This is a genomic window from Exiguobacterium sp. s189 (assembly GCF_018617615.1).
GTDB classification, from domain to species: domain Bacteria; phylum Bacillota; class Bacilli; order Exiguobacteriales; family Exiguobacteriaceae; genus Exiguobacterium; species Exiguobacterium aestuarii_A.
In genome coordinates this window covers 219,219-243,314 of sequence record NZ_JACSKM010000004.1, presented here as the reverse complement: position 1 = coordinate 243,314, position 24,096 = coordinate 219,219, and the positions used below count along the sequence as shown (strand labels likewise).

The following is a 24,096-nucleotide window of genomic DNA, read 5'->3' as shown; positions in this document are numbered from 1 at the left end:
CCGCCAGCGTTCGTCCTGAGCCAGGATCAAACTCTCCAAAGAATTTGATATAGCTCTTAAATTGACGAAGCTTGCGCTTCATTCAAAAATTGTAAAACTTATTTTTGCCTCATCGTTCAGTTTTCAAAGTTCGTCAGTTTAAATGGTGGGCCTAAGTGGACTCGAACCACCGACCTCACGCTTATCAGGCGTGCGCTCTAACCGGCTGAGCTATAGGCCCATAAAAAAGAATGGTGCACCCTGAGAGATTCGAACTCCCGGCCTTTAGATTCGTAGTCTAACGCTCTATCCAGCTGAGCTAAGGGTGCATATGGTGCGGTCGAGAGGACTTGAACCTCCACGGTGTTAACCACCACTAGGCCCTCAACCTAGCGCGTCTACCGATTCCGCCACGACCGCAGCGTATGAAATTAAAATGGTGAGTCATGCAGGGCTCGAACCTGCGACCCTCTGATTAAAAGTCAGATGCTCTACCAACTGAGCTAATGACTCAAATAAAAGCTGGGCTGGAAGGGATCGAACCTTCGCATGTCGGAATCAAAATCCGATGCCTTACCACTTGGCTACAGCCCAACGTAAATGGCGGTCTTGACGGGATTCGAACCCGCGATCTCCTGCGTGACAGGCAGGCATGTTAACCCCTACACCACAAGACCAGATTACGTTTTTATTTGAAATGGTGGAGGATGACGGGATCGAACCGCCGACCCCCTGCTTGTAAGGCAGGTGCTCTCCCAGCTGAGCTAATCCTCCATATATGGTGACCCGTACGGGATTCGAACCCGTGTTACCGCCGTGAAAGGGCGGTGTCTTAACCGCTTGACCAACGGGCCAGTGTATGTGTCTTCTAAGTAATTTTAAGTGGCGGAGACGGAGGGATTCGAACCCTCGCACCGGTTTCCCAGCCTACTCCCTTAGCAGGGGAGCCCCTTATAGCCTCTTGGGTACGTCTCCAAAATAAAATGGCTCCGCAAGTAGGATTTGAACCTACGACCTACCGGTTAACAGCCGGTTGCTCTACCACTGAGCTATTGCGGAACGTTGCTTGAAATTATCGAAGTAACGATTTATATTGTAACCGCAAACCAGAAACCTGTCAATCACTTTCTTAGAAAAACTTTTATTTCGCATGCCGTCTCTCGGCGACTTCTATAAGATATCACGGTACAAAAAGACCGTCAACACTTTTTCTAAAAAAAATCAGGTAAAATGAAAAACATTTTACCTGATTCGAGTTTCTTCTTATTAACTGTTCGGTTCAAGCATCGTCAAACTAATTCGTCCCCGGTTGACATCGACCTGTTCGATCCATACCGTAACGATATCACCGACCGCCACGACATCTAACGGATGCTTCACGTAGCGATTCGATAATTTCGAAATATGGACGAGCCCGTCCTGTTTTACACCAATATCCACGAACGCACCAAAATCAATGACGTTTCGAACGGTCCCTTGGAATTCCATTCCGACTTGAAGGTCTTCAAGACTCATGACGTCCGTGCGCAGTAACGGCTTTTGAATATCTTCCCGTGGGTCACGTCCTGGTTTCGCTAACGACTTCAAGATATCCTCGACAGTTGGAAGTCCCGCATCTAATCGCTCACTCAATACATTCGCATCAACTTGTTGTAACCGTTCACGCAATGCAGCTGTTCCGACCTCAGCTTTCGAGGATCCGATTTCTTTTAAGATTGATAATGCGAGGGAATAACTCTCTGGGTGAATCTCCGTCTGGTCGAGAACGTCCTTCCCATTCATAATTCGCAAGAATCCAGCCGCCTGCTCGAATGCCTTCGCTCCAAGTCTTGGCACTTTCTTAATTTCCTTTCTCGTTTCAAAGCGTCCATTCTCTTCACGATATACCACAATATTTTTAGCAGTCGTTTTGTTCAGTCCCGATACGTAAGTCAATAAAGACTCCGAGGCACGGTTCACATCGATTCCGACCATGTTAACCACGCTCTCCACGACGAATTCTAAAGATGCCTTCAGTTTATTCTGACTCACATCATGCTGATATTGCCCAACACCGACCGACTGCGGGTCGACTTTGACGAGTTCCGCCATCGCATCCTGAATTCGGCGTGCAATCGAGACGGCTGACCGTTCCTCTACTTTTAAGTCCGGAAATTCACTACGTGCGACTTCCGATGCAGAATAGACACTCGCTCCCGCTTCGTTCACAATCGCGTAAGCAATCTCACGCTCTGCTTTCTTTAACCAATCCGCAACGAATTGTTCGGTCTCCCTTGATGCCGTACCGTTTCCGACGACAATAACGGAAATTGGATATTTCTTAGCGAGTCTCGTTAACACTTTCTCCGCTCCATCGATATCGTGCTTCGGAGCCGTCGGATAGAAGACACCGACCTCTTCGACTTTTCCGATTTCATTGACGACCGCCCATTTACATCCTGTGCGATAAGCCGGATCGATCCCTAAAACGACGACCTCGCGAAGAGGCGGTTGCATGTAGAGTTGCTTTAAGTTTTTCGAGAACACATCGATTGCCTGCTCCTCTGCCTTGTCGGTCAATTCACCACGAATCTCTCGTTCAATGGCTGGGAAGACAGATTTTTTATAAGCCTCTGTCACAGCTGCTTCGACAACTTCACGTTTCTCTTTGGGAAGTCGCTCATATGTACGAAGCGCTTGATCCATGAAACGTGTCTCGTCAAAAATGACTTTCACTTGAAGGACATCAGTGCGCTCCCCACGGTTCAAGGCGAGTACACGGTGTGGGACAATCCCCGCAATTTTCTCTTCATATTCATAATACTGCGCAAAGATCTCTTTTTCGTCTTCCGCTTGTTTTTTCTTCTTCGAACGCAACATTCCTTCTTTGCGAACACGGTCACGAAGCATCTGTCTTAATTTTGCTTCTTCCCCCCATTCTTCCCCGATGATGGCATGTACGAGCGGAATGGCTTCTTCTAGCGCTACATCCTTCGAGAGTTCTTCAACCACATCTGTTGAATATGGAGACTTATCTCGGAACCAGTCCGCAAGTGGCTGCAACCCTTTTTCACGCCCTTGTTCCGCTTTCGTCCGCCGTTTCGGACGATAGGGTAAGTAGATATCTTCCACTTGCTGAAGGGTTGTCGCTGCCTCTAACGCCTTCGTTAGTTCAGGTGTGTTCTTTTCCAGCTCTTCTAACTTAGCCAGAACATCCGTTTTCCGTTTTTGCAGACTTTCTTCATATTGAAGGGCGTCCAAGATTGTTTTAATTTCGACTTCATCCAGGTTCCCCGTCATTTCTTTCCGGTAACGGGCCATGAACGGAATCGTCGCCCCTTCAGATGCGAGCTGTTGAACCGTCTCTACTTGGTTCACTTTCAAGTTTAACGTCTTAGCCACTTTCGTAATCACTTGAATCACTTCCTTTTATGATCTCTTCCAAAGTGTAGCAAACATTCAAACAAAAAAGCGATGACTCGATTAGTCATCGCTTGAGAATACTTCATTGAGTGGGACTTTGATGGCTTCACGCAACTTTTCGAGTGCTCGCCGTTGCAAACGGGAGACATGCATCTGCGAGATTCCAAGAAGTTCTCCAGTCTCTTTTTGACTCATATTCTTATAGTAGGCGCATTCTAAGATGGCGCGTTCCCGTTCATTTAGGACGTTGAACGCTTTCTCTAGAATGAGACGTTGGTCGACCGATTCATATCCACGCTCTTGGCTACCGACCAAGTCGAGTAACGTGACCGTACTGCCTTCGTTATCCGCTTCGATCGAACTATCGACCGATAGCGCTTGATAACTTTTGCCCATCTCAAGCGTTTCGAGAATTTCTTCGTCTGATACGCCAAGATGATCGGCAATCTCATCGATTCGTGGCGAGCGTTGCAATTCAGTCGTCAACTCTTCAACCGTCTTCTTAATTTTCGGTCCGAGCTCTTTGATCCGACGCGGAACATGGACACTCCATGTTTTATCGCGGATGAATCGCTTGATTTCACCGATGATGGTCGGGACGGCAAACGATTCGAAGCTACGTCCGAATTCTGGGTCAAATCGACGGAGTGCCGCCAATAAACCAATCATCCCAACTTGCACGAGATCATCGTGAATCGCTCGTCCACGCGAAAACTTACGGGCGAGTGCTTCAACGAGGTCCGAATAGCGATTGATGAGTAGCATTTGCACTTCTTCGTTTTGATCGTCTTGTTGGTAGCGTTCAATCCACTCTAGTACCTCGTCATCACTGTGATGGCGTTGTTGAGATTTTGCTGGCACTCTGATCCACCTCGTCCCTGTTAAGGAGTTTTGTCATCGTCACTTTGACACCGTTGTCTTTATTGATCGAGACATCGTCCATTAACGCTTCGATAAGGAAGAGACCAAGTCCTCCTTCGTGGAGCGATTCAATTTCCGTCGTCTCTTCGACCGGAGCCGCTTGACGTTTCACATCATCTGCGAACGTCTTGCCTGAATCTTCAATCGTGATTTCAAGACGATCTGCATATACGCCACAAGCGAGTTTGACCTCTCCATCTTGATGATCTTCATACGCATGCTGAACTGCGTTCCCGCATGCTTCCGAGACCGCGATTTTAATATCCTCGATCTCGTCGTACGTATATCCCATACGGTTAGCGATTCCTGAAACGACTAATCGAACCACACCGACATATTCGGGTTTGGCCGGGAACGTCATGACCGTCTGTTCAACATTGTTCATTGCGTGCCACCTCTTACGTTCGAATTAATTGAAAGAAGTTTGTGAAGACCCGTCAATTCGAATAGACGATTGACTCGCTCCGTAACCCCGACAAGTGACAACTCTTTTTCGTTACGCGTGGCGATTTTCAACGCCCCGACGAACACACCGAGACCTGTCGAGTCCATATACTCCACTTCATCTAAATGAACGACCACATCTTGCTCACTGATGGCCGGATGCAATACTTCTTTCAATTTTGGTGCAGTATATGTATCCACTTCTCCGGATACGTAAAGGTGTAATTGTTCTCCAATGACTTGCTCACGAATCGATAAATCCATCGTCTATTCCCTCCTAAATGTCCGTACAGATAAATTGAGTACGATTTACTTTAATTCCCCACTATCAAAATCTTAAACCACTTTTTTAAAAAATGTTTAAAAAAAGACCGATACCTATGTACCAGTCTTGATCTATGTAAGGCTAGAGAGGGATCAATCCCATACTAATCTCTAGCGCTCGGTCAACTTTATGCATCGTCTCATCATCGAGATGAGTGACTTTATCCGTCAGACGACGCTTATCAATCGTTCGAATCTGCTCAAGTAAAATCACAGAGTCTCTCTCGAGTCCATGCTTCTCTTGATATACTTCCACATGAGTCGGCAGTTTTGCTTTCTGAATCTGAGCTGTAATCGCAGCGACAATGACGGTCGGGCTAAAGCGATTGCCGATGTCGTTCTGTACGATGAGAACGGGTCGAACGCCACCTTGCTCTGAGCCGACTACGGGCGACAGATTCGCATAAAATACGTCACCACGCTTTACGATCACTCTGCTCACACCCCACTTACTTGACGTAAGAGAGCGTGTTCGGCTTCGGCTTCAATCGTTAGCATCTCTTCTGCCATATTCAAGTTAAACGCGGCCATCTCTTGATAGCCTTTCGCCAATTCTTCACGCAGTGTTTGTTGTCGATCAGCAATTTCTTTAGACAAGTATGTCACTACATCGTTCAAGGACAGTGTTTCACGGTCTTTCATCGAAATCGGACCCCCTTGTTGCGAGAACCGATCTGGGACGGACGCTAGCGCACCCGCAGTTCGCTGCTTCAACATCTTACACCTCCAGAATCGTTTCATGGACTGGCGGAAAATCTCCCGCGTTCTTTATCAATATAACACGCGGGAATGGGAAAATATAGAGAAATCGAGAAAGAATTCAGATAATTTCACACGATTTGTGATTCACACATAGTGACGCGGTAATCGACTCGTGAACTGGCAAACGATCTCATAGTTAATCGTCCCAAGATATGACGCAAGTTCATCAATGGTGACGTTTCCACCGACAAGGGTCACATCTGTCCCTACCGGAAACTCTTCTGGAAGTCGGATCATGAAGCGATCCATGCAGACACGTCCCACAATCGGACAACGAACACCATTTACTTCAACTTCAAATCCGTTCGCCTTCCGTAACCAGCCGTCGGCATATCCGACTGGAACGGTACCAATCCATTCATCGGTCGATGTCGTATAGGTCGCTCCGTAACTGATCGTTTGACCTGCCTCAAGACGCTTCACCTGCATCAGCTGGCTCTTCAACGTAAAGGCCGGGCGGAGGAACGAATAGAATGTTTCCATCTCATGTGACGGATATAAACCATAGAGTGCGATCCCGACACGGACCAGATTATAAGGAACGTCTTGTCCTGCCATTCGGATGGCCCCTGCTGAATTGGACGTATGAATATAGCGGAACCGCTCATGTAACCCATCCATCAAGTGTTCGAAACGTTCTTGTTGTGTGTAGTACAAGTCGCTATCAAGTTCATCCGCTGTCGCGAAATGGGTGTAGATGCCTTCAATGACAAATGAATCGTTCGCTTCTTCAAGCAACGCATCAAGCTGCTCTCGCGTACGAAGACCAAGACGTCCCATTCCTGTGTCGACTTTAATATGAACCGTCAATGGTTTTTCTTCTATATAAGCAGTAGCCTCTTTTAACCATTCGGCAGAAAAAACGGACAACGTGACGTCTCGTTCTGCTGCAATCCCTGCATATTGGGGAAATTGCGCCTCCATGACTAAAATCGGCGCTTCAATCCCGGCATCTCGAAGTTCGATTGCTTCTTCTAATAAAGCGACCCCAAGCATCGTCGCCCCGTTTTGGAGCGCGATTTTCGCTACTTCAACAGCCCCATGACCGTAGGCATTCGCTTTGACAACTGCCATGATGTCTTGCGGGATACGTTGTGTTAACTCTTGTATGTTATGGGCGATGGTCGCCCGATCAATCTCGATTCGACTAGGACGAAACATGTTGCCCCTCCTCTTCTAAGATGACTTGTGCGACGGCATATGCACTGCTATGACTGATGCTGACATGAATTCGTCCCGAAAACGGCGCAGTCATGACAGGTCGACCTGTCTCATCCGGTAAAATTTCAATGTGGCGCCACGATAGACCGTGCGCGATTCCGGTTCCGATTGCCTTCGCATAAGCTTCTTTTGCGGCAAAACGACCCGAAACAAACTCGATTTGACGTGGCAGTGGGTATTGTTGAATAAACTCATACTCTGCATCGGTGAGCAGGCGCTTTAAAAAACGTGGTTGTTTCATCGAGCGAGCCATCCGATCAAGCTCGACGATATCGACTCCGATTCCTACAATCACAGGACACTCGCTCCTTTCCTTTTTTCCCCGTTTCCCTATACAATTGGAGAAAGAGGTGATGTTATGTTTAGTCGTACGGAAAATGTACAAACGTTTGTACGGGCATATCCACTCGTAACGCTGTTCATTGTAATCCAACTCCTTGTGTTTGTCATCGATTCTTTCGCTCCTGGTTTACGAATCGTGTCAACAGGAGGGTCGTTTCATTTGGCACTCGCCGACGGACAATGGTATCGCTTAGTGACGGCCAACTTTATTCATTTGAGTCTCGGCCACTTACTATTTAATTCGTTTGCGCTGATCATCTTCGGACCAGCGATGGAACGTATGGTCGGGCATGTGAAGTTTGCTCTATTTTATGTATTCGCCGGGGCACTTGCCAACTTGTTCACCTACTTCACCGTCAGTAACTTGTTTTATCTACAAGCTGGTGCGTCAGGTGCCATCTTGGCCATTCTCGGATTCTATGTGTACATCGGCCGCTTCCGCCGCACGTTGATGCTTAGCCAAGATGCCCGCTTGGTCTATATCTTCGTCGCCATCAGTGCCGTCTTTACACTCATCGGTTCGAACGTTTCGCTTTGGGGCCACGTGTATGGCTTTTTGGCAGGATTTTTACTTGCCATTCCACTCTCCCGGTATGCCGTTCCGTATACACGCCCGATGCGCTACGGGAAGTATAAGCAACGTTCGTACGCGCCCCCAATTATTCATTCCGGGGACGGAAAATGGTTCTTCTACATTATTATTGGACTGGCGATTTTCGGCTTATTGGCGCAGTTCCTATAAGGAAGGAAACAAAAAAACGGCCAAGCGGATTCGCTTGGTCGTTTGATTAGATTTGATTTTTATGACGAGCCTCTTGAAGCGCATCGACTAAGTCTTTCACGTCTTCGACGAGGTTTTGAATTGTATCTTGGTTTTCTTCGTAGAGCGATTTCCATTCCATGACTCGGTCTTTCAAGTTGCCTTTCGATGACGCTTGAAGACCGACCGCGTGTGCTTCTGTCGATGTATTCGATGACTTCAACTTCGACTTCATGCCTTTCAATTGTCTCACTTGTTGATCGCGTGTTTCGCTATGGAGAAGCGATGCCGCTGCGCCGATTACTGCACCCGCAGCCATCCCCAACCAGAAATAATTCTTGTTCATAAAAATCCTCCCCTAACATGACGTTATCTTTTATTATAGATTATCTGACTCGGTGACGACATAGTGTTTTATGACAGGACCTGCACCTCGTTGTTCGACCGCCCGTTTCAAACGGTCTTCAAGTACCGCATAGTCCGCTGTATCTCGGAAGTGTTTCCCACCAGACGTGAATTGAATAAACAAGACCGCATGATTGTCGTCTGGGTCGACACCTAGACGGTACGCCGAAAATCCATCATGTCCAACCCCGAGCGGCGCCTTTTCTGTCAACAGCTGATGAAACAGGAGCGAACGGGCATTTTCATCCGTCGGCACATTCGCATATAAAATATTTCCTTTTTTGACGAATTCGCCAGATGCCTCTTCAATCTCAAACACTTTTCCACTCTTGAACGGAGACTTCTCTCCTTCTGCGAGCAGAATCGTTTCATGTCCATTTGCCGCAATGACACCCGGCTCTTTTCGGAGACGCTCAGCCACACTACCTGACGCGAAGGTCATATACAGTTTAGACAAGCTCCTCACACCCTTTCGCGAGTGTGATGTCTTTCTCCGTGATGCCCCCTTCGTCATGGGTCGATACGGTCAATGTCACGTTCCGATACTCAATCAAGATATTCGGATGATGATCAAGCGATTCAGCTAAATCCGCTACGAGATGGACGAACTGGATGGCTTCCGGGAACGTCTCAAGCCGATATGTCTTCTGAATCTCCCCGTTCACTTCTTCCCAACCGTTTAACCGTGACAGTTCATCTGTCAATTCACTTTGTGATAATACCATCGTCACAATCCCCTTTCCCTATACAGTCTACTGTCTTAATCTACCCAAACCGGAGAAAAATAATCTTCCGCGCATGATGTATAATGATTTAGAATGAGATGGATAGCCATCATTTTGATTACGAGAGAGGAGCATCTCCCATGCGCGCATTGATTGTTATTGATTATACATTTGATTTTATCGCAGACAGTGGTCGTTTGACTTGTGGGAAACCCGGGCAAGAGATTGAAGAGCGGATTGTCGAGTTAATCGAAACGTTCTCGACCGAGGATTATGTCGTCATCGCGAACGATGTCCATGATGCAGGCGACACGTTCCATCCTGAAACGACGTTGTTCCCGCCTCACAATATTCGTGGGACGGAAGGTCGTGAATTGTATGGTGCGGTGAAAGAAGCATCTAAAACAGCGGACCATTGGATCGACAAGACACGGTACAGTGCGTTTGCCGGAACAGACCTTGACCTTCGTCTTCGGGAACGTGGGATTACAGAAGTTCATCTTGTCGGCGTCTGCACAGACATTTGTGTGCTCCATACAGCCGTAGATGCCTACAACCTCGGTTATCAAATCGTCGTCCACGCCGATGCCGTCCAAAGCTTCAACCCGGTCGGTCATGAATGGGCGCTCGAACATTTCGTCACGACTCTCGGTGCGACCGTCGTCGGAAAGTGACGTAAAACAGAAAGGAAAACATATGTTACATCGCAATTTAGCACTTCACACAGACCTTTATCTCCCACGCTGGATGTATATCTACTGGAAGCAAGGTCGCCATAACGAAAAAGTCGTCTTTGACCTCTATTACCGCTCGAACCCGTTCAGCGGTGGCTATGTCGTCTTCGCCGGACTCGAAAACATTGTCCACTACTTGGAGAACGTCTCGTTCACAGAAGAAGACATCGCCTACTTGAAAGAACAACTCGGCTTCGAAGACGAATTCGAAGATGTGTTACGAAACTTTAAGTTCACTGGTTCACTATATAGTGTCCGTGAAGGAGAGGTCATCTTCCCACACGAGCAAGTCGTCCGAATCGAATCGACCATCTTTGAAGCAAAACTGTTCCAAACAGCGCTACTCAATATCGCGAACCACGAATCACTCATCGCGACGAAGTATGCCCGAATTCGTCAGGCCGCTCCGAATGAGACACTTCTCGAAGGTGGAGCACGTCGCGCACAAGGCGTCGATGCCGCCTATTACGGGACACGCGCCGCTTATATCGCCGGTTTCGACGTGACGAGCCTCGTTTCTGCCGGACGTGATTTCGACGTGCCGACAGGAGGGACGATGGAACATGCGGACATTCAGTTCCATGATGATGAATTGAGTGCATTCCGTTCGTTCGCAGAGATGTATCCGGACAACACAAGTCTCCTGATTGATACGTATGACACACTCAAATCCGGTCTTCCGAACGCGATCACGGTCGCAAAAGAACTCGAGGCGAAAGGACACCGCCTCAAGTCTGTACGACTCGATTCGGGTGACCTCGCTTATCTGTCAAAACGCGCTCGGAAAGCATTGAATGAAGCCGGTCTCGACTATGTCAAAATCGTCGTATCTGGTGATTTAGATGAATACGTCATTCAAGACTTACGCATGCAAGGTGCAGAAGCCGATACGTTCCTCGTCGGGACGCGTGGAATCACGGCTTACGAACAGCCAGCGCTCGGCATGGTCTATAAATTGGTCGCTCGTGAGGGTGAATCCGGAGAATTAAAACCGGTCATCAAAGTGTCTTCTTCTAAAGTGAAGACAACGACCCCTCATAAAAAAGAGTTGTACCGCATTATCGACAAGGAGACGAAAAAGTTCAAAGGGGACTATATCGCCCTTGCCGACGAACCTGTCGACTCGTATAGCGAAATCGACTTGATTGACGTCCGCGACCCTGCCTTCAAAATCAAGACACGCAACTTTAACGTCAAACGGTTGTTGCAACCGATTTTCCTCGACGGAAAACGTGTATACGACCTTCCAAGCACGACCGAGATTCGCACTTACCATCATGAACAGATGAACGGACTGTGGGAAGAGTATAAGCGCCTCCGTTTGCCGGAAGTCTATTCGGTGACGTTCAGTAAACCACTATGGGATTTAAAACTCGATATGATTCGCAAGACGCGCGTACCGAAATAAAAAAACGGTTGTGGGTACATTCCCACAACCGTTTGCTTATACCATCGTCATCTCGCCTGCTTGGCTTTGATCTTCTTTTCTCCGAAAGTAAAGCGCCATCGACAAAGAGAGCAATATCAAGACAAAGTAGACGGTTCGTTGCCAAAACGTCGCTTCGGTGTCCCCCTGGAACAGTGCAATGATATAATCGCTCCCACTGACTAAAAATAGTCCGGCAAGCAAAAGAAAGATTCGATAGCCGGCCCGACTCCGCTCCCGTTTCACTTTGAAGAAAAGGACACCATAGTAGACGATCGCGAGAATCGTCACATACCCGATTACGCCAACAACCCAACTCATCTTGATGCCTCCCTCACTCTCTATTTTTCTGTTTCTTCCCCGTTATCTTAACACATTCTATTCGTCAGACTATGTTAAGATGGTCTAAAGAAAACGCGGAAAGGAACGATCCTATGAAAACGTTTCGCCTCGTCCAAGTCCGTCTCGTCCAAGACGAGTACGGCAATGAACTTAATTTACCAATCGATTTGCTCGACGGGTTGATCATCTCGAAAGAACATGATTCCGAATGGTTGCTCGAGATGCTCGTACCGACCGAATCGGCCGTCACGCTTCACCATTACTTAAACAAACGAATCCTCATCCTCGCTGAAGCCATCATCACATCTCCGACGAATGCGCCTGCCGCACTCGCCTTGACCTTCACGAGTGAACGAGCCTTGAGCGATCACCATACGTTCGTCGCCGAAGGACTCATGTTGAATCCAAAACAAGATGCGACGAAACAAGTGCTCGACTCTCTCATTCAAGAAGGGGTCGCCACGTCGAATTTGAAACCCGCCTTCTTCGAGAAGAAAGTGGAGATTCAACAATCGTTCAGTCGCTCCGCCTTCAATCAATTGGTCAAAACCGGGTCATTCGAGTAATCGAATGGCCTTGTTTTTTCTTTCCCCAAAATGATTCCCCTTTCAAACAAAAAAGACGGAGAAAAGAGCTCCGTCTCACACATAGATAAAGAACAAGATGACCATCATCGTCATTCCAATCACTTTTAAGAGCGTGCTACCGAGAAACGCGAGAACTGTCCCCACGCCGATACTCCATGCTTCACGTGTCGTCTTCCCGAGTGTTAACTCCGCTAAAAATGCGAAAACAAATGGGAAGATGAGGACCCCGACGAGCGGGAAAATGAACGGTCCGGCAATCAAGCCGATGGTCGCGCCCCATTTCGCCCGTTCTGACCCTCCACGTTTATCCACTGTAGCTCTGGTCACAACGTAGTCCACCACAAACAAGAAGATGAGGAAAACAGACTGCCATACCCAGAATGTCCAAGTTAACGGCTCAAATGAAAAACCAAATCCGTAAATCATGTATCCGATAAACAAGAACAAGACGCTCGGGATGACCGGGTAAATGAGTCCAGCAAAAGCGACCACAAATGATGCGATGATGAATACCCATAGTAAGGTCGTCATGACAGTCTCCTCATTTCATGATGGCCGGATCGGTGATATGATCAGCAACATTAATCGCCTTCACCTCAAACTGACCATGTTGATGGATGATATAGTTCGAACAGGCGTTTCGCATCGCATGACGGAACGTATACGTGTCATCAATCGCTGAGAGCGCCGCTTTAATCGCATGTGAATGGCAGACGACAATGATCCGTTTTCCGGGATACATCTCTACCAAATGTTCCATTCCTTCTAGGACGCGAGCACGCATCTCATCCTCTGATTCGAGACCCGGAACGCGACGCTCGTCATCGGCCTGCACCGCTTCATAAATGCCCTTCACGGGTTGTCCGGACGCTGCTCCAAACTCGCGTTCAATAAATCGCTCGTCCAATCGAATCGCATCATGCTCGATTCCACAGGCTGTCGCAATTGCCTGTGCCGTATGGACCGCACGCGTCAATGGACTAGAAACGATAAGATCCCATGTTTCTTGACTCAAAAAAGCTGCACTCTCTTCTGCCTGTTGATGTCCGAGTGCATTCAACGGATTGTCTTCACGTCCTTGAATGATTTCTAAACGATTCCAATCGGTCTGACCGTGTCTCACTAAACATAACTCTGTCACTGCTTCCACTCCTTACTATTTCAATCATCCCCCATCGTACCATCTTCCCTAAAAATCGCAACTTCAGATAAGACATTCGTCAATGAAGCGATTGATCCGTGCCATCAACTGCTCTTCTTTGATCGGGTTGTCTGATTGTAGGAAGCTTGCAAGCGAATGTGTCCCATTCGGAAACGAGATGAGCTGAACGTTCGCGCCGACATCACTCGCATGTTCGACGAAGTGAAGGGCTTGGCCGAACGGCACAATCGGATCTTTCTTTCCGTGTAACAGTAAAATAGGTGGGGCATCGGCATATAGATGGGAGACTGGTGAACATTTCACCATTAGTTCACGCCACTCTTCACGGCTTCCCTCGTAAAACTTCAAATGAGCTAGCCATGTTTGAATGAATTTAAACAACAAGAAGTTCGTCGGTGGATACAAGGCGATGACTCCTTTGATTGTCGGAAGGTCATCCCCGAGTTCACCTACAAATTGTTTGTGCCGATCGAGCGCAGTCGCAAGCATTAAGGCTGCTCCAGCAGAGTCGCCCCAGACGAGCAACTGACTCGTATCAAGGGTGAGCAATGATTCATGCTGTTTTAAATAGCTAAGCGCATCCGAGACATCGATGATATTGTCAGGGAAATACACCCCGTCTTCAAATAGACGGTAATCGATACTGACGACGGCGATCCCTTTCCCTAAAAAGTGATCGAGTAACGGATGGAACAGCGTGACCATGCTGCGGCTCCCTCTCACAAATGCTCCCCCATGTGCATAGACTGCTACAGGGAACGGCCCCTCCCCTGGTGGGAGATACAAATCAAATTGGAGCGGACGATCATTGACAATCTTATACGTATACGTGTGGCGCCGGCGTGTTGTCGGTCGAATCGGCAATTCGGGCTCTTGCCATCTGACAAGTGACCCATACTGACTCCACACGCTAGCCCCGGCTGCCGTTGCCGCGGCCAGTGCCGCGCCCCCGACAAACCAGGCGGTCTCCTTTCTCATACAATCCACTCCTCGTTCCTTTTTTTAATCATATTCCCGCTTTTTTCAAAAATCTATCCATCAGAAGTCGGACTTGACGTGATCCGAAGGTCACACTATAATATTACTCGCAGTCATAAAACGTAACAGTTACGATTTAATATTCAGATAATTTGAAAGGTGGACGACGAAAGATGAAGAAGACTTGGCTAGGTGCTGTCGCGGCCGGCACGCTTTTACTTGGCGCGTGTGGAAATACCGAAGGAGACAACGCATCCGAATCGACAGATGAGAAACTAACGGTCTACGCTTCGACTTTTGCCTTAAAATCAATGGCAGAGGAAATCGGTGGTGACCGCGTCAATGTGGAAATGGTCATCCCACCCGGAGCAGACCCGCACACATATGAGCCGACTTCAAAGCAGATGACTCAAATTGCAGAAGCGGACCTCTTTTTGACAATCGGCCATGACCTCGAACCTTACGTCGAGTCCATGGAGAAGAGCTTGGAAGGACAAAACGTCGCTTTCGTCAAAACGGCAGAGGACGTGACGTTGCTTGATGCAGCCGATACCGTTCATGTTCATGGCGAAGATGAACATTCTGAAGACGAACATGCTCACGAAGAAGAAGGACATTCTGAAGACGAGCATGCCAATGAAGAAGAAGCGCATAACGAAGATGAGCATGCTCATGAAGAAGAAGGTCACAATCATAGCCACGGACAATACGATCCACACGTTTGGCTTGACCCGATGAACGCCGTATCGATGGCAGAAGCTATTGAAGCAGCTTTCAGCGAAGAAGCACCTGATTACAAAGATGAATTCTCAGAACGATTGAGTGCATTTAAGGATGAGGCAGACGCCATCGATGCAGAGTTAAAAGCAGCGGTCGAGAACGGTTCGAAGTCAGAGTTGCTCGTCACACACGCGGCATACGGCTATTTGGCTGAACGATATGGTTTCGATCAGTTGCCGATCGCCGGCCTCACACCTTCTGAAGAACCATCGCAACAAGCCCTCAAACGAATCATCGAAGAGGCGCGTCTTCATGACTTGAACTATATCGCTTTTGAAGATACGGTCACACCGAAAGTGGCCGAGGTCGTGAAACAAGAAATCGGCGCAGAAAGCGTGACGATTTACAACTTGGAATCTGTCACAAAAGAACAGATGGACAAGAGCTATTTTGACTTGATGCGTGAAAACGTCAAGGCACTCGAGACAGCCTTGCAATAATCAAAATCCCGAAACGAATTGATTCGTTTCGGGATTTTTTATACTTCGATCCGACGGTCCAACATTTTCATCGTGACGAAAAGAAGGAGCAGGAGTGACACAATCACACTCATCACCCATACGTCCTCATGCATGAAAGATGACCACGCCCACTCACCTTTACTCAGCCCAAACCAAGCTTGACTGATGACGACTCCAATCAGACCCATCACACCAAAACGAAACCATGTCATCTTTGGAACGAATCTCTTACTGACCAGGTAGCTATTTACAATCAATAGACCTACATAAGCGATGAGCAGCAAATTCCACGCTGTGTCAAATAGGGCTGGTACCGTTCCGCCCGCTACAGCATACCCCCACGTGACCAAGAATACGATGAATAAGATGAGTGTGATGCGATAAAGCGACACGCGTTTCGTTTGATAGGCGAGAAATGGGTTGATTAAAATGCCAAGCCAGATGAGTGTGCCGAACACGTCCATGATCGAATCCCCTTTTATCCATTTTTTTACATTATACCATGGTGGATTCATCTTTACTCATAATAAATGAGGACGAGTTCTTCTTGAGACGCGGCCGTCTCACAAAACTGTTGCAACTTGGTCCAATCTTCCCAAATCGTCTCAAACTCATCTTTCGGTACGAGCGCCATATCTTTCACATCGTCCCGTCCGAACGCATGCAACGTGTCTTTGACGATATGAAGCAATTGTGGGGTCAAGATTCCGACTACGACCGCCTGCGCTTCATTCACAATCAACTCCTCGCCGACGAGTGCCATTTCCATATTGTATGTGTCAGCCCCATCGATATACACCTCGATTTGACTGAGCACACGTTGAAACGATTCGACATTCGGGAGCGTTAACGTGTCGTCCCGATTACGATATTGCTCATGCATATGAATTAGCCAGTCTAAAATCATCTCCGGATCTTGATTAAATGACACCCAAACTTCTGGGGAAACACGTACATAATGCGTCGTCTCCATACATGAACGCCCCCTTTTTATGACATTACCCGTCTTATACACGTAAAAAAACCGCCTACGTGAATTCGTAGACGGTTCCATTCATCAAGAACGACTTGTTCCTGTTTTTTGTTCTTCTGTTTCGCTTTCCCAAGCTTCTACATATTCTCGACCTGGAAGGTTTTCTACCGAGTCGACATAGAAGACCGGATCTTGTCCTGCTCGACGTTGTGACAAGTAATCGTCAAGAACGGCTCGAGCCACTTTCGCCAAGCGGAAGATTGCGTACAAGTTGACGAGTGCCATGAGACCCATGAACACGTCAGCAATCGACCAGACGAGGCCAGCAGAGCGGACCGCACCAAACAAGACCATTCCAACAACTCCGATGCGATAGAGCGTGACGTAGATTTTTTTATCCGAGATGAACTGAATGTTCGTCTCGCCATAGTAGTAGTTTCCAAGAATCGAACTGAAAGCGAACAAGAAAATCGCAATCGTCAAGAACGATGTCGCGACCGGACCGACTTCCGCTGTCAATGCAGCTTGCGTCAATTCGACACCCGCGAACGATTCTGAACCTGCCACTCCGGAAATCAAGATGATCATCGCTGTCGATGTACAGACGAGCAATGTATCCACGAATACGCTGAACGATTGAATCAATCCTTGTTTAACAGGGTGTGATACTTCCGCTGTCGCAGCTGCGTTCGGCGCAGAACCCATACCTGCTTCGTTCGAGAAGAGACCACGACGGATCCCTTGAAGTACCATCGCACCGATTGCACCACCGAAGAGTTGCTCGATTCCAAGAACTCCTTCTGAGAAGATGAGGCTGAAGACGTCTGGTAAGAGGGATACGTTTGTCACCATGATCCAAATCGCGAGTAAAATGTAACCGCCCGCCATCACCGGAACAATGATGCTCGACAAGAGCGCGATTGATTGAATACCTCCGAATACAACAACCGCCGTGACAATCGCGAGAACAACCCCTACGACTGTTGTGCTGACGCCGAACTGGTTACTCACAGAAAGTGAAATCGTGTTCGACTGAACGGAGTTGAACGCAAACCCGAATGCGAACGTGATTAAAATTGCGAACAAGACACCGAGCCAACGTTGCCCGAGCGCACGTTCCATATAATAAGCCGGACCTCCGCGCCATGTGCGCCCGTCACGGATCTTATACACTTGTGCCAATGTACTTTCGACAAATGCAGATGCCGCTCCGATTAAAGCAATGAGCCACATCCAGAAGACTGCCCCTGGGCCACCTAGCGCAATCGCCGTCGCCACACCGGCAATGTTTCCTGTTCCGACACGTGCTGCCGTCCCGATTGCGAACGCTTGGAACGAAGACACTTGGCCTTTCTCACGTTCTGTACCTTCCTTGAACAAAAGGCGGAACATCTCAGGAATCATGCGGAACTGAACGAAGCCCATACGGACCGTGAAATAAAGACCTAATGCGACAAGTACGACGATGAGCACTTGTGACCATAACAAATCGTTCGCCTGCGAAACGAGGTTCTCTACAAATTTCTCCATACTAATCCTCCATCATTCAAAAAAATCTCAATAGAAAAAGTCATGTCAACTTTTTTAACATGACTAGAATTATAGGTAAATTATACGAAAATTGCAATATTAATTCGTTTTCTTGCTTCTAAGGTCTTCCCTTCAAATCGCATCTTACCAACAAAAAAAACGAATCGGATTGCCCGTCGCAACCCGATTCGTTATACAGTTTCATTTAGATAAAGAGGTTTAAGTTGCCGCCTTCTGCTGCGCCAAGATACGCCGCAACACCGCCGAGGTCGACCCCATCAATCAACTCTTCTTCTTTAATGCCCATGACATCCATCGACATCGTGCAAGCTACCATCTTCACGCCGGCCTCTTGAGCTGACTTGATCATCTCTTCGACAGAAGGAACGTTTTTGTCGCTCATGACCTTCTTCATCATTTTTTGACCGACACCACCGAAGTTCATGTTCGAGAGTGGGAGTTCGCCAGCATGTCCTGGCATCATCATGCCAAACATTTTCTCAAGACCTTGTTTTTTCACTTCCGGCGCGTCCGGTTTGCGGATGACATTGAGTCCCCAGAATGTGAAGAACATCGTTACTTCTTTCCCCATCGCTGCAGCACCTTGCGCAATGATGAGCGATGCGAGCGCACGGTCGAGGTCACCGCTGAAGACGACCATTGACGCGCCGTCTCCTGTTGGAGCGCCCGCTTGTGGTGCAACTGGTCCTTGTCCTTTTTGAAGGATGGCTTCTACTCGTCCGTTGACGAATTGTTTCGAGACAAGTTTGTTACCTGTCTTCTTCGCCCATGCTTCGATATCTGCGAAGAACCCTGGGTCACTTGCGAGGACACGAAGTGTTTCGCCTTCTCCGAGTTCTGCAACTTTCTTATTCACTTCTAAAATAGGTCCCGGGCACTGTAGACCACATGTGTCTAAGATGACCGCTTCACCGATTGGTGCATTCGTCATTTGTGTTGGCTCCTCCTCTACAACGGTAGCCGCTGTTTCATTTGATGTGTTCGCTTCTTCAAGCGCCTCGAAATCACGATTGATTTGTGACCATGTTTTATAGCCACCGCTCAAGTTTTTCACCTTGAAGCCGTTTTGACGCAAGATGCGTGATGCGAGATATCCACGAAGACCGACTTGGCACGTCACATAAATCGTTTCGCTCCGGTCATAGTCATCCAAGTTTTCACGTAATGAATTGAGTGGCACGTTGATCGATCCTGGAATCTTCCCGAGTTCATGTTCCGATTCGTCACGAACGTCAAGTAACGTCGCTCCGTTCTTCACGAGCTCATCGATTTCATCCCAATGCACGACTTCGTTATCACCAAGTACAACGTTAGAAGCGACATACCCAATCATGTTGACGGGATCTTTCGCTGAGCTAAACGGTGGTGCGTAACTGAGTTCGAGGTCAGGAAGGTCGAGGACCGTCAAACCACCTTTCATCGCTGTCGCGATGACGTCGATTCGCTTGTCGACTCCGTTGATCCCGACACCTTGTGCGCCGTAAATCTCACCCGTTGTTGGGTGGAATAAGAGTTTGAGTGACACTGGTGTCGATCCTGGATAGTATCCGGCATGCGATCCCGGGTGTACGTGAACGGCTTCATACGTCTTTCCAGCCGCTTTTAAACGTTTCTCGTTCCAACCAGTCGATGCGACCGTCATATCAAACACTTTCGCGATTCCCGTTCCCATCGTCCCGTTATATTTCACGTCACGACCATTGATGATATCGGCAACGAGACGGCCTTGACGGTTCGCTGGCCATGCGAGTGGGACGACTGTTGGTTCTTGGAAGACATAGTCGAGCACTTCGACCGCATCCCCAATCGCGTAAATCGATGGATCAGATGTGAGCATTTTTTCGTTCACACGAATCGCGCCGCGCGTACCTGTTTCAAGTCCCGCTTCACGCGCAATCGTCGACTCCGGTGTGACCCCGATCGACATGATGACCATATCTGTATCGATGACACGACCGCTCGTCAAATGAACTTTCTTCCCTTTTTCAGAGAATGAAGAAACGCCATCTGACAATTGGAGTTCTACGCCGTGAAGACGTAAATGTTCATGAATTGGAGCGACCATCTCACGGTCGAGTGGCGTCATGACTTGGTCTGCCATCTCAACGAGTGTCACATCAACCCCACGCTCACGTAAGTTCTCTGCCATTTCGATTCCGATGAAGCCCCCACCAATCACAGTCGCGTGTTTTGGTGCTTTGTCATCGACATAGCCACGGATTTTATCTGTATCTGGAATGTTACGAAGTGTGAAAATGTCTTCTGCCTCGTCGATTCCAGGGATGTTCGGACGAATCGGCTTCGCTCCCGGTGAAAGGATGAGGACATCGTATGACTCATCGTACGTTTCGCCTGTTTGAACGTGTTTCACCGTCACCGTTTTCTCGTCACGGTTAATTTGAACCACTTCCGTCAAGTTGCGGATATCGAGTTGGAAACGTTTGTTCATTCCTTCAACCGTTTGAACAAGCAATTTTTGACGATCTTGAATGACGTCCCCGATGTAGTATGGGAGACCACAGTTAGCAAATGAGATGTACTCCCCACGGTCGAACATGACGATTTGATTTTCTTCATTTAAGCGACGAAGACGCGCTGCTGCAGATGCACCACCCGCTACTCCACCGACGATTACGATTTTTTTACTCATTGTCCATTTCCTCCTCTGACGACTTCTCCTGGCCAACTCATCAAGCCATCTTCTATATTGACCACTTTATAGCCTTTTGCCTCCATTTGCCAAGTTGCTTGCGTGCTACGTGCACCAGAGCGGCAAAGAACGACATATTCTTCAGCAGGGTCGAGTGTGTCGATCCATGTTGTCATTTCTGATAACGGATAGTTTTTGGCACCTTCGATATGCGCTTCTTGAAACTCGTCGCGTTCACGAACGTCGACGATGTTTACTGGCACTTCAAAGTCCATTTGACGTTTTAAAGCAGATGCTTTCATCATTAATTCACCTTTCTATTTTCGATTCCATCTATACCATTCGGCTTGGTAGCTGGCGCTCAATAAAGTTTGTGATTTATTGAACATTTCGCTTCCACGTCATTAATATACCCCCTTAGGTATTCAAATGCAAGAAATAAGTTTGACGAAATGTAGAATTTTTCATCACACCTTCATAAAGTAGTTGGTGCTCGACACATACTCCCCCATGTATTAAGATGAGCCTACACAATAAATAGTTGGGTAACTGAACAATTTATACTATAGAGGTGAAGGATATGGAACAGTATCAATACGACCCGAAAGTATTGAATCGTATGAAACGGGTAGAAGGACAAATTCGTGCAATCATTCGCATGATGGAGGAAGGGAAAGAGTGTCGTGACGTTGTGACACAACTAAGCGCCGCACGTTCCGCCCTCGACCGCGCATCGACCATCATTGTGGCCAAGAACTTGGAACAATGCATCATTACAGCGCAAGCGGATGGCGAAGATACGTCAGAAACGGTCGAAGAAGCCATTAAAATGTTGATGAAACGCTAGTTCCCCTTGCTTTCCCCGTCCAAATGGGGGAAAGTTAGAGTAACGACTTACTAAGGGGGATTTCCTTGTGAACTTCGAAGAAAAAGTAGAATCATTTAGAGCGCTCGCCGCTGAACGCAACATGACGTTCAAAGAGAGCGACACTGAAACGCACGTCACGTTTTTGACGCGTGAAACAACAAAATCCGGGGCTCAGCCCGTTATGATTATCGCTTTTAACAAAAAGACGACAGATGCTGAGTTATATGCTGCGACCGTCACGCACGTCCCAGACTACGTAGAAGACTTACCGATTCTAAATGCCTTGAACGAGTTCAACCAGGAGTTCAAATACTTCCGTTGCGTACTCGACAGCGATCGTGATGTCACGCTCGCATCAACACTCGACCTCGATCTCGGTTTCTCACCAGAAATCATCTTGCAACATTCATTCATGATGTTCCAAGCGGCAGACGAAGTGAACGAGTACATGCAAAAACTGTATACACAAGTACAATAATGAAAAGCCGTCCGGAACATTTCCGGGCGGCTTTTTTTGAAACATCTTTTACTCTACCTCGTAATGTTGACAAAGGAGGCGATTTGATATGACACGTTATGAACGATATGTAGAAGCGTTAGACGCCATCAAGGACGCGACGAAGTGGGAGCTAACGGATGACTTTCGGCGCTTGATGGCCATTCATTATGCGATTCACGATACCCCATTCGAGGCATCTCGATTTTCGAACGCACGCGATACATTGAAACAAAAGACGAAGATGTTTTCAAAGTTTCGAGGCAGTCAAAACCTAGTCTGGCTCTCATTTCTCGATGCCAAATATGAGGACATCGGAACCGCGATCGACGAGGCCCTTCGACTCGATACGTTACTCGACCGAAAGCATTTCCGTTTCAGTTCATTACGACCTTTTTTAGCGAATCAACTGATCAATGTAGATGAACCTGAACGACGACTCGATGAGGCGACTGACTTATATCAAACGTTCAAACAACACCATCCTTGGTTGACGAGCGAGGAAGACTTGTTATCGGCACTCGTACTCGTGCAAGCGTTTGACGACGTCATCGATTTAAACGAACGGATCGAGCAGCATTACACCTTATTGAAAGACCGACTACCGAAATCGAACGAACTGCAACTCGTCTCGCATCTTTTGACGTTTAGCGAATCTTCTCCAGACGAAGCGGTCTCCCGACTGTTGGCATGGAAATCAAAGTTAGATGACGTACAACTATCCATTCGTCGTGAACATTTGCCGGCGCTCGCTTTATTGAGCATTGTCGCGGAACCGAATAGTGATGGCGTACACGCCATTCAAGAAATCGTGAATGCCGAAAAAGACAAACAGCGCTGGTTCAACACACATAGCGTGCTTGTCGCGCTTCAACTCGTAGCTGCCGACCACATCACGGGAGAAGCGAATGATTTGTTGCTACACGGGACCTTCGCCCATTTGCTGGCGATGCAACAAGCAATGACCGCTGCGACAACTGCCGCCGTCATTGCGAGTACTTCTTCGTCTACGAACTAAATCAAAAGATAGGTCGCAAGACACGTCAGTACGAATATAGAATTCGCGATTTCCACAATCCCAATCTTCATGATTGGGATCTTTTTGCCGTAGAACCAAACAGCGCGTATCAGGCTCGGTGAATAAGCCAATGCGATTAGAGGATAACCTAGTGTAATGAAAACGATGATTAGTAACATATGATATCCCCACGAAAGGTTTCGATACGTGAGGCTCTGCTTTTCACGGATCATCGTCTTGACGAAAAAGATGCTTCCGAGGAAATAGAGGTATGGTAAAACGAATACCCATATAATCGTTTCATCAAAGACGTGTGTTCCGTGGTAATAACTCGCCATTCCTCCGATACAGAATGACGTGACGGCACTGACGTCGTTCCACACGTTTCGCTCATCTTTGATTTTGGCAAAGTAGGCGTTCACGAGACCGAATGGAATCATCGCAAAAGCGAACCAGATGAGACTCCATTGCATCCATAGGACTGGAATGACGGATAATGTAGCAATCATCAGATAGATCATCACTGTGCGTAAAAGCTCACGCGATTTCTTACGTTGTTTGATGTATTGGAACAAGAAGAATGTTCCCATATAAACAAATAGCCATGCAATGGCAAAAGGCACATGTGTCCACGTCCATCCTCCGACCGTTCCTCCAAGAACGAACGGCAAAATGAGCATCGACCATGCCCCATGTTGTGTTGGAATCATCCATTTCATGAAACTTCACTCCTTCATCCATCAGTGTAATAGATGATGATGGCATACGCTGTGAGGTTTAGCACA

29 protein-coding genes and 10 tRNA genes are annotated in these 24,096 nt (G+C 47.6%); 8 read left to right on the top strand and 31 right to left on the bottom strand.

Translation table 11 applies throughout. The annotated features are described in order from the left end of the window. Window positions 1-143: 143 nt before the first annotated feature. From KNO99_RS07740 to acpS, 18 genes are all read right to left on the bottom strand, one after another. Window positions 144-220, bottom strand: a tRNA-Ile gene (locus KNO99_RS07740). Window positions 221-231: 11 nt separating this feature from the next. After that, a tRNA-Arg gene (locus KNO99_RS07735) sits at window positions 232-308 on the bottom strand. A gap of 3 nt (window positions 309-311) precedes the next feature. After that, a tRNA-Leu gene (locus KNO99_RS07730) sits at window positions 312-399 on the bottom strand. A gap of 17 nt (window positions 400-416) precedes the next feature. Next, window positions 417-492 (bottom strand) — tRNA-Lys (locus KNO99_RS07725). Between the two features lie 9 nt (window positions 493-501). Continuing rightward, window positions 502-573 (bottom strand) — tRNA-Gln (locus KNO99_RS07720). A gap of 7 nt (window positions 574-580) precedes the next feature. After that, window positions 581-656: transfer RNA gene (locus KNO99_RS07715), tRNA-Asp, on the bottom strand. A 21-nt stretch (window positions 657-677) separates the two neighbouring features. After that, a tRNA-Val gene (locus KNO99_RS07710) sits at window positions 678-753 on the bottom strand. Between the two features lie 5 nt (window positions 754-758). Further along, window positions 759-833, bottom strand: a tRNA-Glu gene (locus KNO99_RS07705). A 29-nt stretch (window positions 834-862) separates the two neighbouring features. After that, a tRNA-Ser gene (locus KNO99_RS07700) sits at window positions 863-954 on the bottom strand. Window positions 955-963: 9 nt separating this feature from the next. Further along, a tRNA-Asn gene (locus KNO99_RS07695) sits at window positions 964-1,038 on the bottom strand. Between the two features lie 207 nt (window positions 1,039-1,245). Continuing rightward, complete coding sequence (locus KNO99_RS07690) at window positions 1,246-3,372, bottom strand: Tex family protein (protein WP_214747082.1); 2,127 nt, start codon at window positions 3,370-3,372, stop codon at window positions 1,246-1,248. Between the two features lie 69 nt (window positions 3,373-3,441). After that, window positions 3,442-4,242, bottom strand: a complete 801-nt coding sequence (gene sigB, locus KNO99_RS07685; protein ID WP_015880560.1) for an RNA polymerase sigma factor SigB — start codon at window positions 4,240-4,242, stop codon at window positions 3,442-3,444. Beyond that, window positions 4,208-4,687, bottom strand: a complete 480-nt coding sequence (rsbW, locus tag KNO99_RS07680; RefSeq protein ID WP_214696024.1) for an anti-sigma B factor RsbW — start codon at window positions 4,685-4,687, stop codon at window positions 4,208-4,210. The genes sigB and rsbW overlap by 35 nt, the downstream gene beginning before the upstream one ends. After that, window positions 4,684-5,010, bottom strand: coding sequence for an STAS domain-containing protein (locus KNO99_RS07675; protein ID WP_214696023.1), 327 nt, complete (start codon window positions 5,008-5,010; stop codon window positions 4,684-4,686). Before KNO99_RS07675 ends, rsbW begins: the two co-directional genes overlap by 4 nt. A gap of 142 nt (window positions 5,011-5,152) precedes the next feature. Further along, window positions 5,153-5,503: a type II toxin-antitoxin system PemK/MazF family toxin gene (locus KNO99_RS07670; RefSeq protein ID WP_026824472.1), complete on the bottom strand. Its 351-nt coding sequence runs from the start codon at window positions 5,501-5,503 to the stop codon at window positions 5,153-5,155. A 5-nt stretch (window positions 5,504-5,508) separates the two neighbouring features. Then, complete coding sequence (locus KNO99_RS07665) at window positions 5,509-5,787, bottom strand: hypothetical protein (RefSeq protein ID WP_026824473.1); 279 nt, start codon at window positions 5,785-5,787, stop codon at window positions 5,509-5,511. Window positions 5,788-5,916: 129 nt separating this feature from the next. Beyond that, entirely contained in the window at window positions 5,917-6,993 is a 1,077-nt protein-coding gene (gene alr, locus KNO99_RS07660) for an alanine racemase (RefSeq protein ID WP_214747079.1), read from the bottom strand. Beyond that, window positions 6,980-7,348, bottom strand: a complete 369-nt coding sequence (gene acpS / locus KNO99_RS07655) for a holo-ACP synthase (protein WP_214747075.1) — start codon at window positions 7,346-7,348, stop codon at window positions 6,980-6,982. Before acpS ends, alr begins: the two co-directional genes overlap by 14 nt. A gap of 63 nt (window positions 7,349-7,411) precedes the next feature. Between acpS and KNO99_RS07650 the strand changes: the two genes are divergently transcribed. Next, a complete protein-coding gene (locus KNO99_RS07650) occupies window positions 7,412-8,137 on the top strand; it encodes a rhomboid family intramembrane serine protease (protein WP_074036668.1) in 726 nt (241 codons plus the stop codon). A gap of 46 nt (window positions 8,138-8,183) precedes the next feature. Here KNO99_RS07650 and KNO99_RS07645 read toward each other — a convergent pair whose 3' ends face one another. From KNO99_RS07645 to KNO99_RS07635, 3 genes are read right to left on the bottom strand one after another with little or no spacing between them, the layout of a single operon-like run. After that, window positions 8,184-8,501, bottom strand: coding sequence for a hypothetical protein (locus KNO99_RS07645; RefSeq protein ID WP_214696016.1), 318 nt, complete (start codon window positions 8,499-8,501; stop codon window positions 8,184-8,186). A 33-nt stretch (window positions 8,502-8,534) separates the two neighbouring features. Continuing rightward, the gene (locus tag KNO99_RS07640; RefSeq protein WP_251130691.1) at window positions 8,535-9,017 is read right to left on the bottom strand and encodes a type III secretion system chaperone; all 483 of its coding nucleotides are present in this window, start codon (window positions 9,015-9,017) and stop codon (window positions 8,535-8,537) included. Then, complete coding sequence (locus tag KNO99_RS07635; protein WP_015880543.1) at window positions 9,010-9,285, bottom strand: 4a-hydroxytetrahydrobiopterin dehydratase; 276 nt, start codon at window positions 9,283-9,285, stop codon at window positions 9,010-9,012. Before KNO99_RS07635 ends, KNO99_RS07640 begins: the two co-directional genes overlap by 8 nt. Before the next feature lie 140 nt (window positions 9,286-9,425). Between KNO99_RS07635 and KNO99_RS07630 the strand changes: the two genes are divergently transcribed. Both KNO99_RS07630 and KNO99_RS07625 read left to right on the top strand, forming a co-directional pair. Further along, a complete protein-coding gene (locus tag KNO99_RS07630; protein WP_214747072.1) occupies window positions 9,426-9,959 on the top strand; it encodes a cysteine hydrolase family protein in 534 nt (177 codons plus the stop codon). A gap of 22 nt (window positions 9,960-9,981) precedes the next feature. Then, window positions 9,982-11,427: a nicotinate phosphoribosyltransferase gene (locus KNO99_RS07625; RefSeq protein WP_214747069.1), complete on the top strand. Its 1,446-nt coding sequence runs from the start codon at window positions 9,982-9,984 to the stop codon at window positions 11,425-11,427. A 36-nt stretch (window positions 11,428-11,463) separates the two neighbouring features. Here KNO99_RS07625 and KNO99_RS07620 read toward each other — a convergent pair whose 3' ends face one another. Next, window positions 11,464-11,766: a 7TM diverse intracellular signaling domain-containing protein gene (locus tag KNO99_RS07620; protein ID WP_031424443.1), complete on the bottom strand. Its 303-nt coding sequence runs from the start codon at window positions 11,764-11,766 to the stop codon at window positions 11,464-11,466. A gap of 113 nt (window positions 11,767-11,879) precedes the next feature. Between KNO99_RS07620 and KNO99_RS07615 the strand changes: the two genes are divergently transcribed. Next, on the top strand, window positions 11,880-12,353 hold the full coding sequence (locus tag KNO99_RS07615; RefSeq protein WP_214696006.1) for a YwpF-like family protein: 474 nt from the start codon (window positions 11,880-11,882) through the stop codon (window positions 12,351-12,353). A 75-nt stretch (window positions 12,354-12,428) separates the two neighbouring features. Here the strand turns inward: KNO99_RS07615 and KNO99_RS07610 are convergent, their stop codons facing one another. The 3 genes from KNO99_RS07610 to KNO99_RS07600 form a co-directional block, all read right to left on the bottom strand. Beyond that, entirely contained in the window at window positions 12,429-12,905 is a 477-nt protein-coding gene (locus KNO99_RS07610) for a DUF456 domain-containing protein (protein WP_214696004.1), read from the bottom strand. Between the two features lie 10 nt (window positions 12,906-12,915). Next, window positions 12,916-13,515, bottom strand: a complete 600-nt coding sequence (locus tag KNO99_RS07605) for a histidine phosphatase family protein (protein ID WP_214747066.1) — start codon at window positions 13,513-13,515, stop codon at window positions 12,916-12,918. A gap of 63 nt (window positions 13,516-13,578) precedes the next feature. Further along, window positions 13,579-14,514, bottom strand: coding sequence for an alpha/beta hydrolase (locus tag KNO99_RS07600; RefSeq protein ID WP_214747063.1), 936 nt, complete (start codon window positions 14,512-14,514; stop codon window positions 13,579-13,581). Between the two features lie 173 nt (window positions 14,515-14,687). Here KNO99_RS07600 and KNO99_RS07595 point away from each other — a divergent pair, with 173 nt between their 5' ends. Then, window positions 14,688-15,734, top strand: a complete 1,047-nt coding sequence (locus tag KNO99_RS07595; protein WP_214747060.1) for a metal ABC transporter solute-binding protein, Zn/Mn family — start codon at window positions 14,688-14,690, stop codon at window positions 15,732-15,734. A gap of 38 nt (window positions 15,735-15,772) precedes the next feature. Here the strand turns inward: KNO99_RS07595 and KNO99_RS07590 are convergent, their stop codons facing one another. The 5 genes from KNO99_RS07590 to KNO99_RS07570 form a co-directional block, all read right to left on the bottom strand. After that, complete coding sequence (locus KNO99_RS07590) at window positions 15,773-16,219, bottom strand: hypothetical protein (protein WP_214747057.1); 447 nt, start codon at window positions 16,217-16,219, stop codon at window positions 15,773-15,775. A 53-nt stretch (window positions 16,220-16,272) separates the two neighbouring features. Beyond that, window positions 16,273-16,728 (bottom strand): hypothetical protein, encoded by a 456-nt coding sequence (locus KNO99_RS07585; protein ID WP_214747053.1) that lies wholly within the window; start codon window positions 16,726-16,728, stop codon window positions 16,273-16,275. A gap of 84 nt (window positions 16,729-16,812) precedes the next feature. Continuing rightward, complete coding sequence (locus KNO99_RS07580; RefSeq protein WP_214747050.1) at window positions 16,813-18,258, bottom strand: alanine/glycine:cation symporter family protein; 1,446 nt, start codon at window positions 18,256-18,258, stop codon at window positions 16,813-16,815. 205 nt (window positions 18,259-18,463) lie between these two features. Next, window positions 18,464-20,929, bottom strand: coding sequence for a CoA-disulfide reductase (locus tag KNO99_RS07575; RefSeq protein ID WP_214747047.1), 2,466 nt, complete (start codon window positions 20,927-20,929; stop codon window positions 18,464-18,466). Further along, window positions 20,926-21,231 (bottom strand): rhodanese-like domain-containing protein, encoded by a 306-nt coding sequence (locus tag KNO99_RS07570; RefSeq protein WP_214695982.1) that lies wholly within the window; start codon window positions 21,229-21,231, stop codon window positions 20,926-20,928. Before KNO99_RS07570 ends, KNO99_RS07575 begins: the two co-directional genes overlap by 4 nt. A 278-nt stretch (window positions 21,232-21,509) precedes the next feature. Between KNO99_RS07570 and KNO99_RS07565 the strand changes: the two genes are divergently transcribed. The 3 genes from KNO99_RS07565 (at window position 21,510) to KNO99_RS07555 (ending at window position 23,311) form a co-directional block, all read left to right on the top strand. Further along, complete coding sequence (locus KNO99_RS07565) at window positions 21,510-21,776, top strand: metal-sensitive transcriptional regulator (protein WP_214695974.1); 267 nt, start codon at window positions 21,510-21,512, stop codon at window positions 21,774-21,776. Between the two features lie 67 nt (window positions 21,777-21,843). Next, window positions 21,844-22,275 carry a type III secretion system chaperone family protein gene (locus tag KNO99_RS07560; RefSeq protein WP_015880528.1) on the top strand — a complete coding sequence of 144 codons (432 nt, stop codon included), beginning with the start codon at window positions 21,844-21,846 and terminating at the stop codon, window positions 22,273-22,275. 88 nt (window positions 22,276-22,363) lie between these two features. Beyond that, window positions 22,364-23,311, top strand: a complete 948-nt coding sequence (locus KNO99_RS07555; RefSeq protein ID WP_214747044.1) for a DUF4003 family protein — start codon at window positions 22,364-22,366, stop codon at window positions 23,309-23,311. On the opposite strand, the gene KNO99_RS07550 is transcribed toward KNO99_RS07555, so the two are convergent. Next, window positions 23,308-24,030, bottom strand: coding sequence for a YwiC-like family protein (locus tag KNO99_RS07550; protein ID WP_214747041.1), 723 nt, complete (start codon window positions 24,028-24,030; stop codon window positions 23,308-23,310). The two genes, KNO99_RS07555 and KNO99_RS07550, sit on opposite strands and share 4 nt — an antisense overlap. Window positions 24,031-24,096: the final 66 nt, after the last annotated feature.

Coding starts and splice junctions, on each gene's coding strand:
- KNO99_RS07600 (WP_214747063.1), bottom strand. CDS start 14,514: ATGAGAAAGGAGACCGCCTGGTTTGTCGGGGGCGCGGCACTGGCCGCG.
- rsbW (WP_214696024.1), bottom strand. CDS start 4,687: ATGAACAATGTTGAACAGACGGTCATGACGTTCCCGGCCAAACCCGAA.
- KNO99_RS07575 (WP_214747047.1), bottom strand. CDS start 20,929: ATGAGTAAAAAAATCGTAATCGTCGGTGGAGTAGCGGGTGGTGCATCT.
- KNO99_RS07590 (WP_214747057.1), bottom strand. CDS start 16,219: ATGGACGTGTTCGGCACACTCATCTGGCTTGGCATTTTAATCAACCCA.
- KNO99_RS07555 (WP_214747044.1), top strand. CDS start 22,364: ATGACACGTTATGAACGATATGTAGAAGCGTTAGACGCCATCAAGGAC.
- KNO99_RS07675 (WP_214696023.1), bottom strand. CDS start 5,010: ATGGATTTATCGATTCGTGAGCAAGTCATTGGAGAACAATTACACCTT.
- KNO99_RS07620 (WP_031424443.1), bottom strand. CDS start 11,766: ATGAGTTGGGTTGTTGGCGTAATCGGGTATGTGACGATTCTCGCGATC.
- KNO99_RS07630 (WP_214747072.1), top strand. CDS start 9,426: ATGCGCGCATTGATTGTTATTGATTATACATTTGATTTTATCGCAGAC.
- alr (WP_214747079.1), bottom strand. CDS start 6,993: ATGTTTCGTCCTAGTCGAATCGAGATTGATCGGGCGACCATCGCCCAT.
- KNO99_RS07550 (WP_214747041.1), bottom strand. CDS start 24,030: ATGAAATGGATGATTCCAACACAACATGGGGCATGGTCGATGCTCATT.
- KNO99_RS07570 (WP_214695982.1), bottom strand. CDS start 21,231: ATGAAAGCATCTGCTTTAAAACGTCAAATGGACTTTGAAGTGCCAGTA.
- KNO99_RS07565 (WP_214695974.1), top strand. CDS start 21,510: ATGGAACAGTATCAATACGACCCGAAAGTATTGAATCGTATGAAACGG.
- KNO99_RS07615 (WP_214696006.1), top strand. CDS start 11,880: ATGAAAACGTTTCGCCTCGTCCAAGTCCGTCTCGTCCAAGACGAGTAC.
- KNO99_RS07585 (WP_214747053.1), bottom strand. CDS start 16,728: ATGGAGACGACGCATTATGTACGTGTTTCCCCAGAAGTTTGGGTGTCA.
- KNO99_RS07610 (WP_214696004.1), bottom strand. CDS start 12,905: ATGACGACCTTACTATGGGTATTCATCATCGCATCATTTGTGGTCGCT.
- KNO99_RS07625 (WP_214747069.1), top strand. CDS start 9,982: ATGTTACATCGCAATTTAGCACTTCACACAGACCTTTATCTCCCACGC.
- KNO99_RS07635 (WP_015880543.1), bottom strand. CDS start 9,285: ATGGTATTATCACAAAGTGAATTGACAGATGAACTGTCACGGTTAAAC.
- KNO99_RS07580 (WP_214747050.1), bottom strand. CDS start 18,258: ATGGAGAAATTTGTAGAGAACCTCGTTTCGCAGGCGAACGATTTGTTA.
- KNO99_RS07650 (WP_074036668.1), top strand. CDS start 7,412: ATGTTTAGTCGTACGGAAAATGTACAAACGTTTGTACGGGCATATCCA.
- KNO99_RS07595 (WP_214747060.1), top strand. CDS start 14,688: ATGAAGAAGACTTGGCTAGGTGCTGTCGCGGCCGGCACGCTTTTACTT.
- KNO99_RS07645 (WP_214696016.1), bottom strand. CDS start 8,501: ATGAACAAGAATTATTTCTGGTTGGGGATGGCTGCGGGTGCAGTAATC.
- KNO99_RS07665 (WP_026824473.1), bottom strand. CDS start 5,787: ATGTTGAAGCAGCGAACTGCGGGTGCGCTAGCGTCCGTCCCAGATCGG.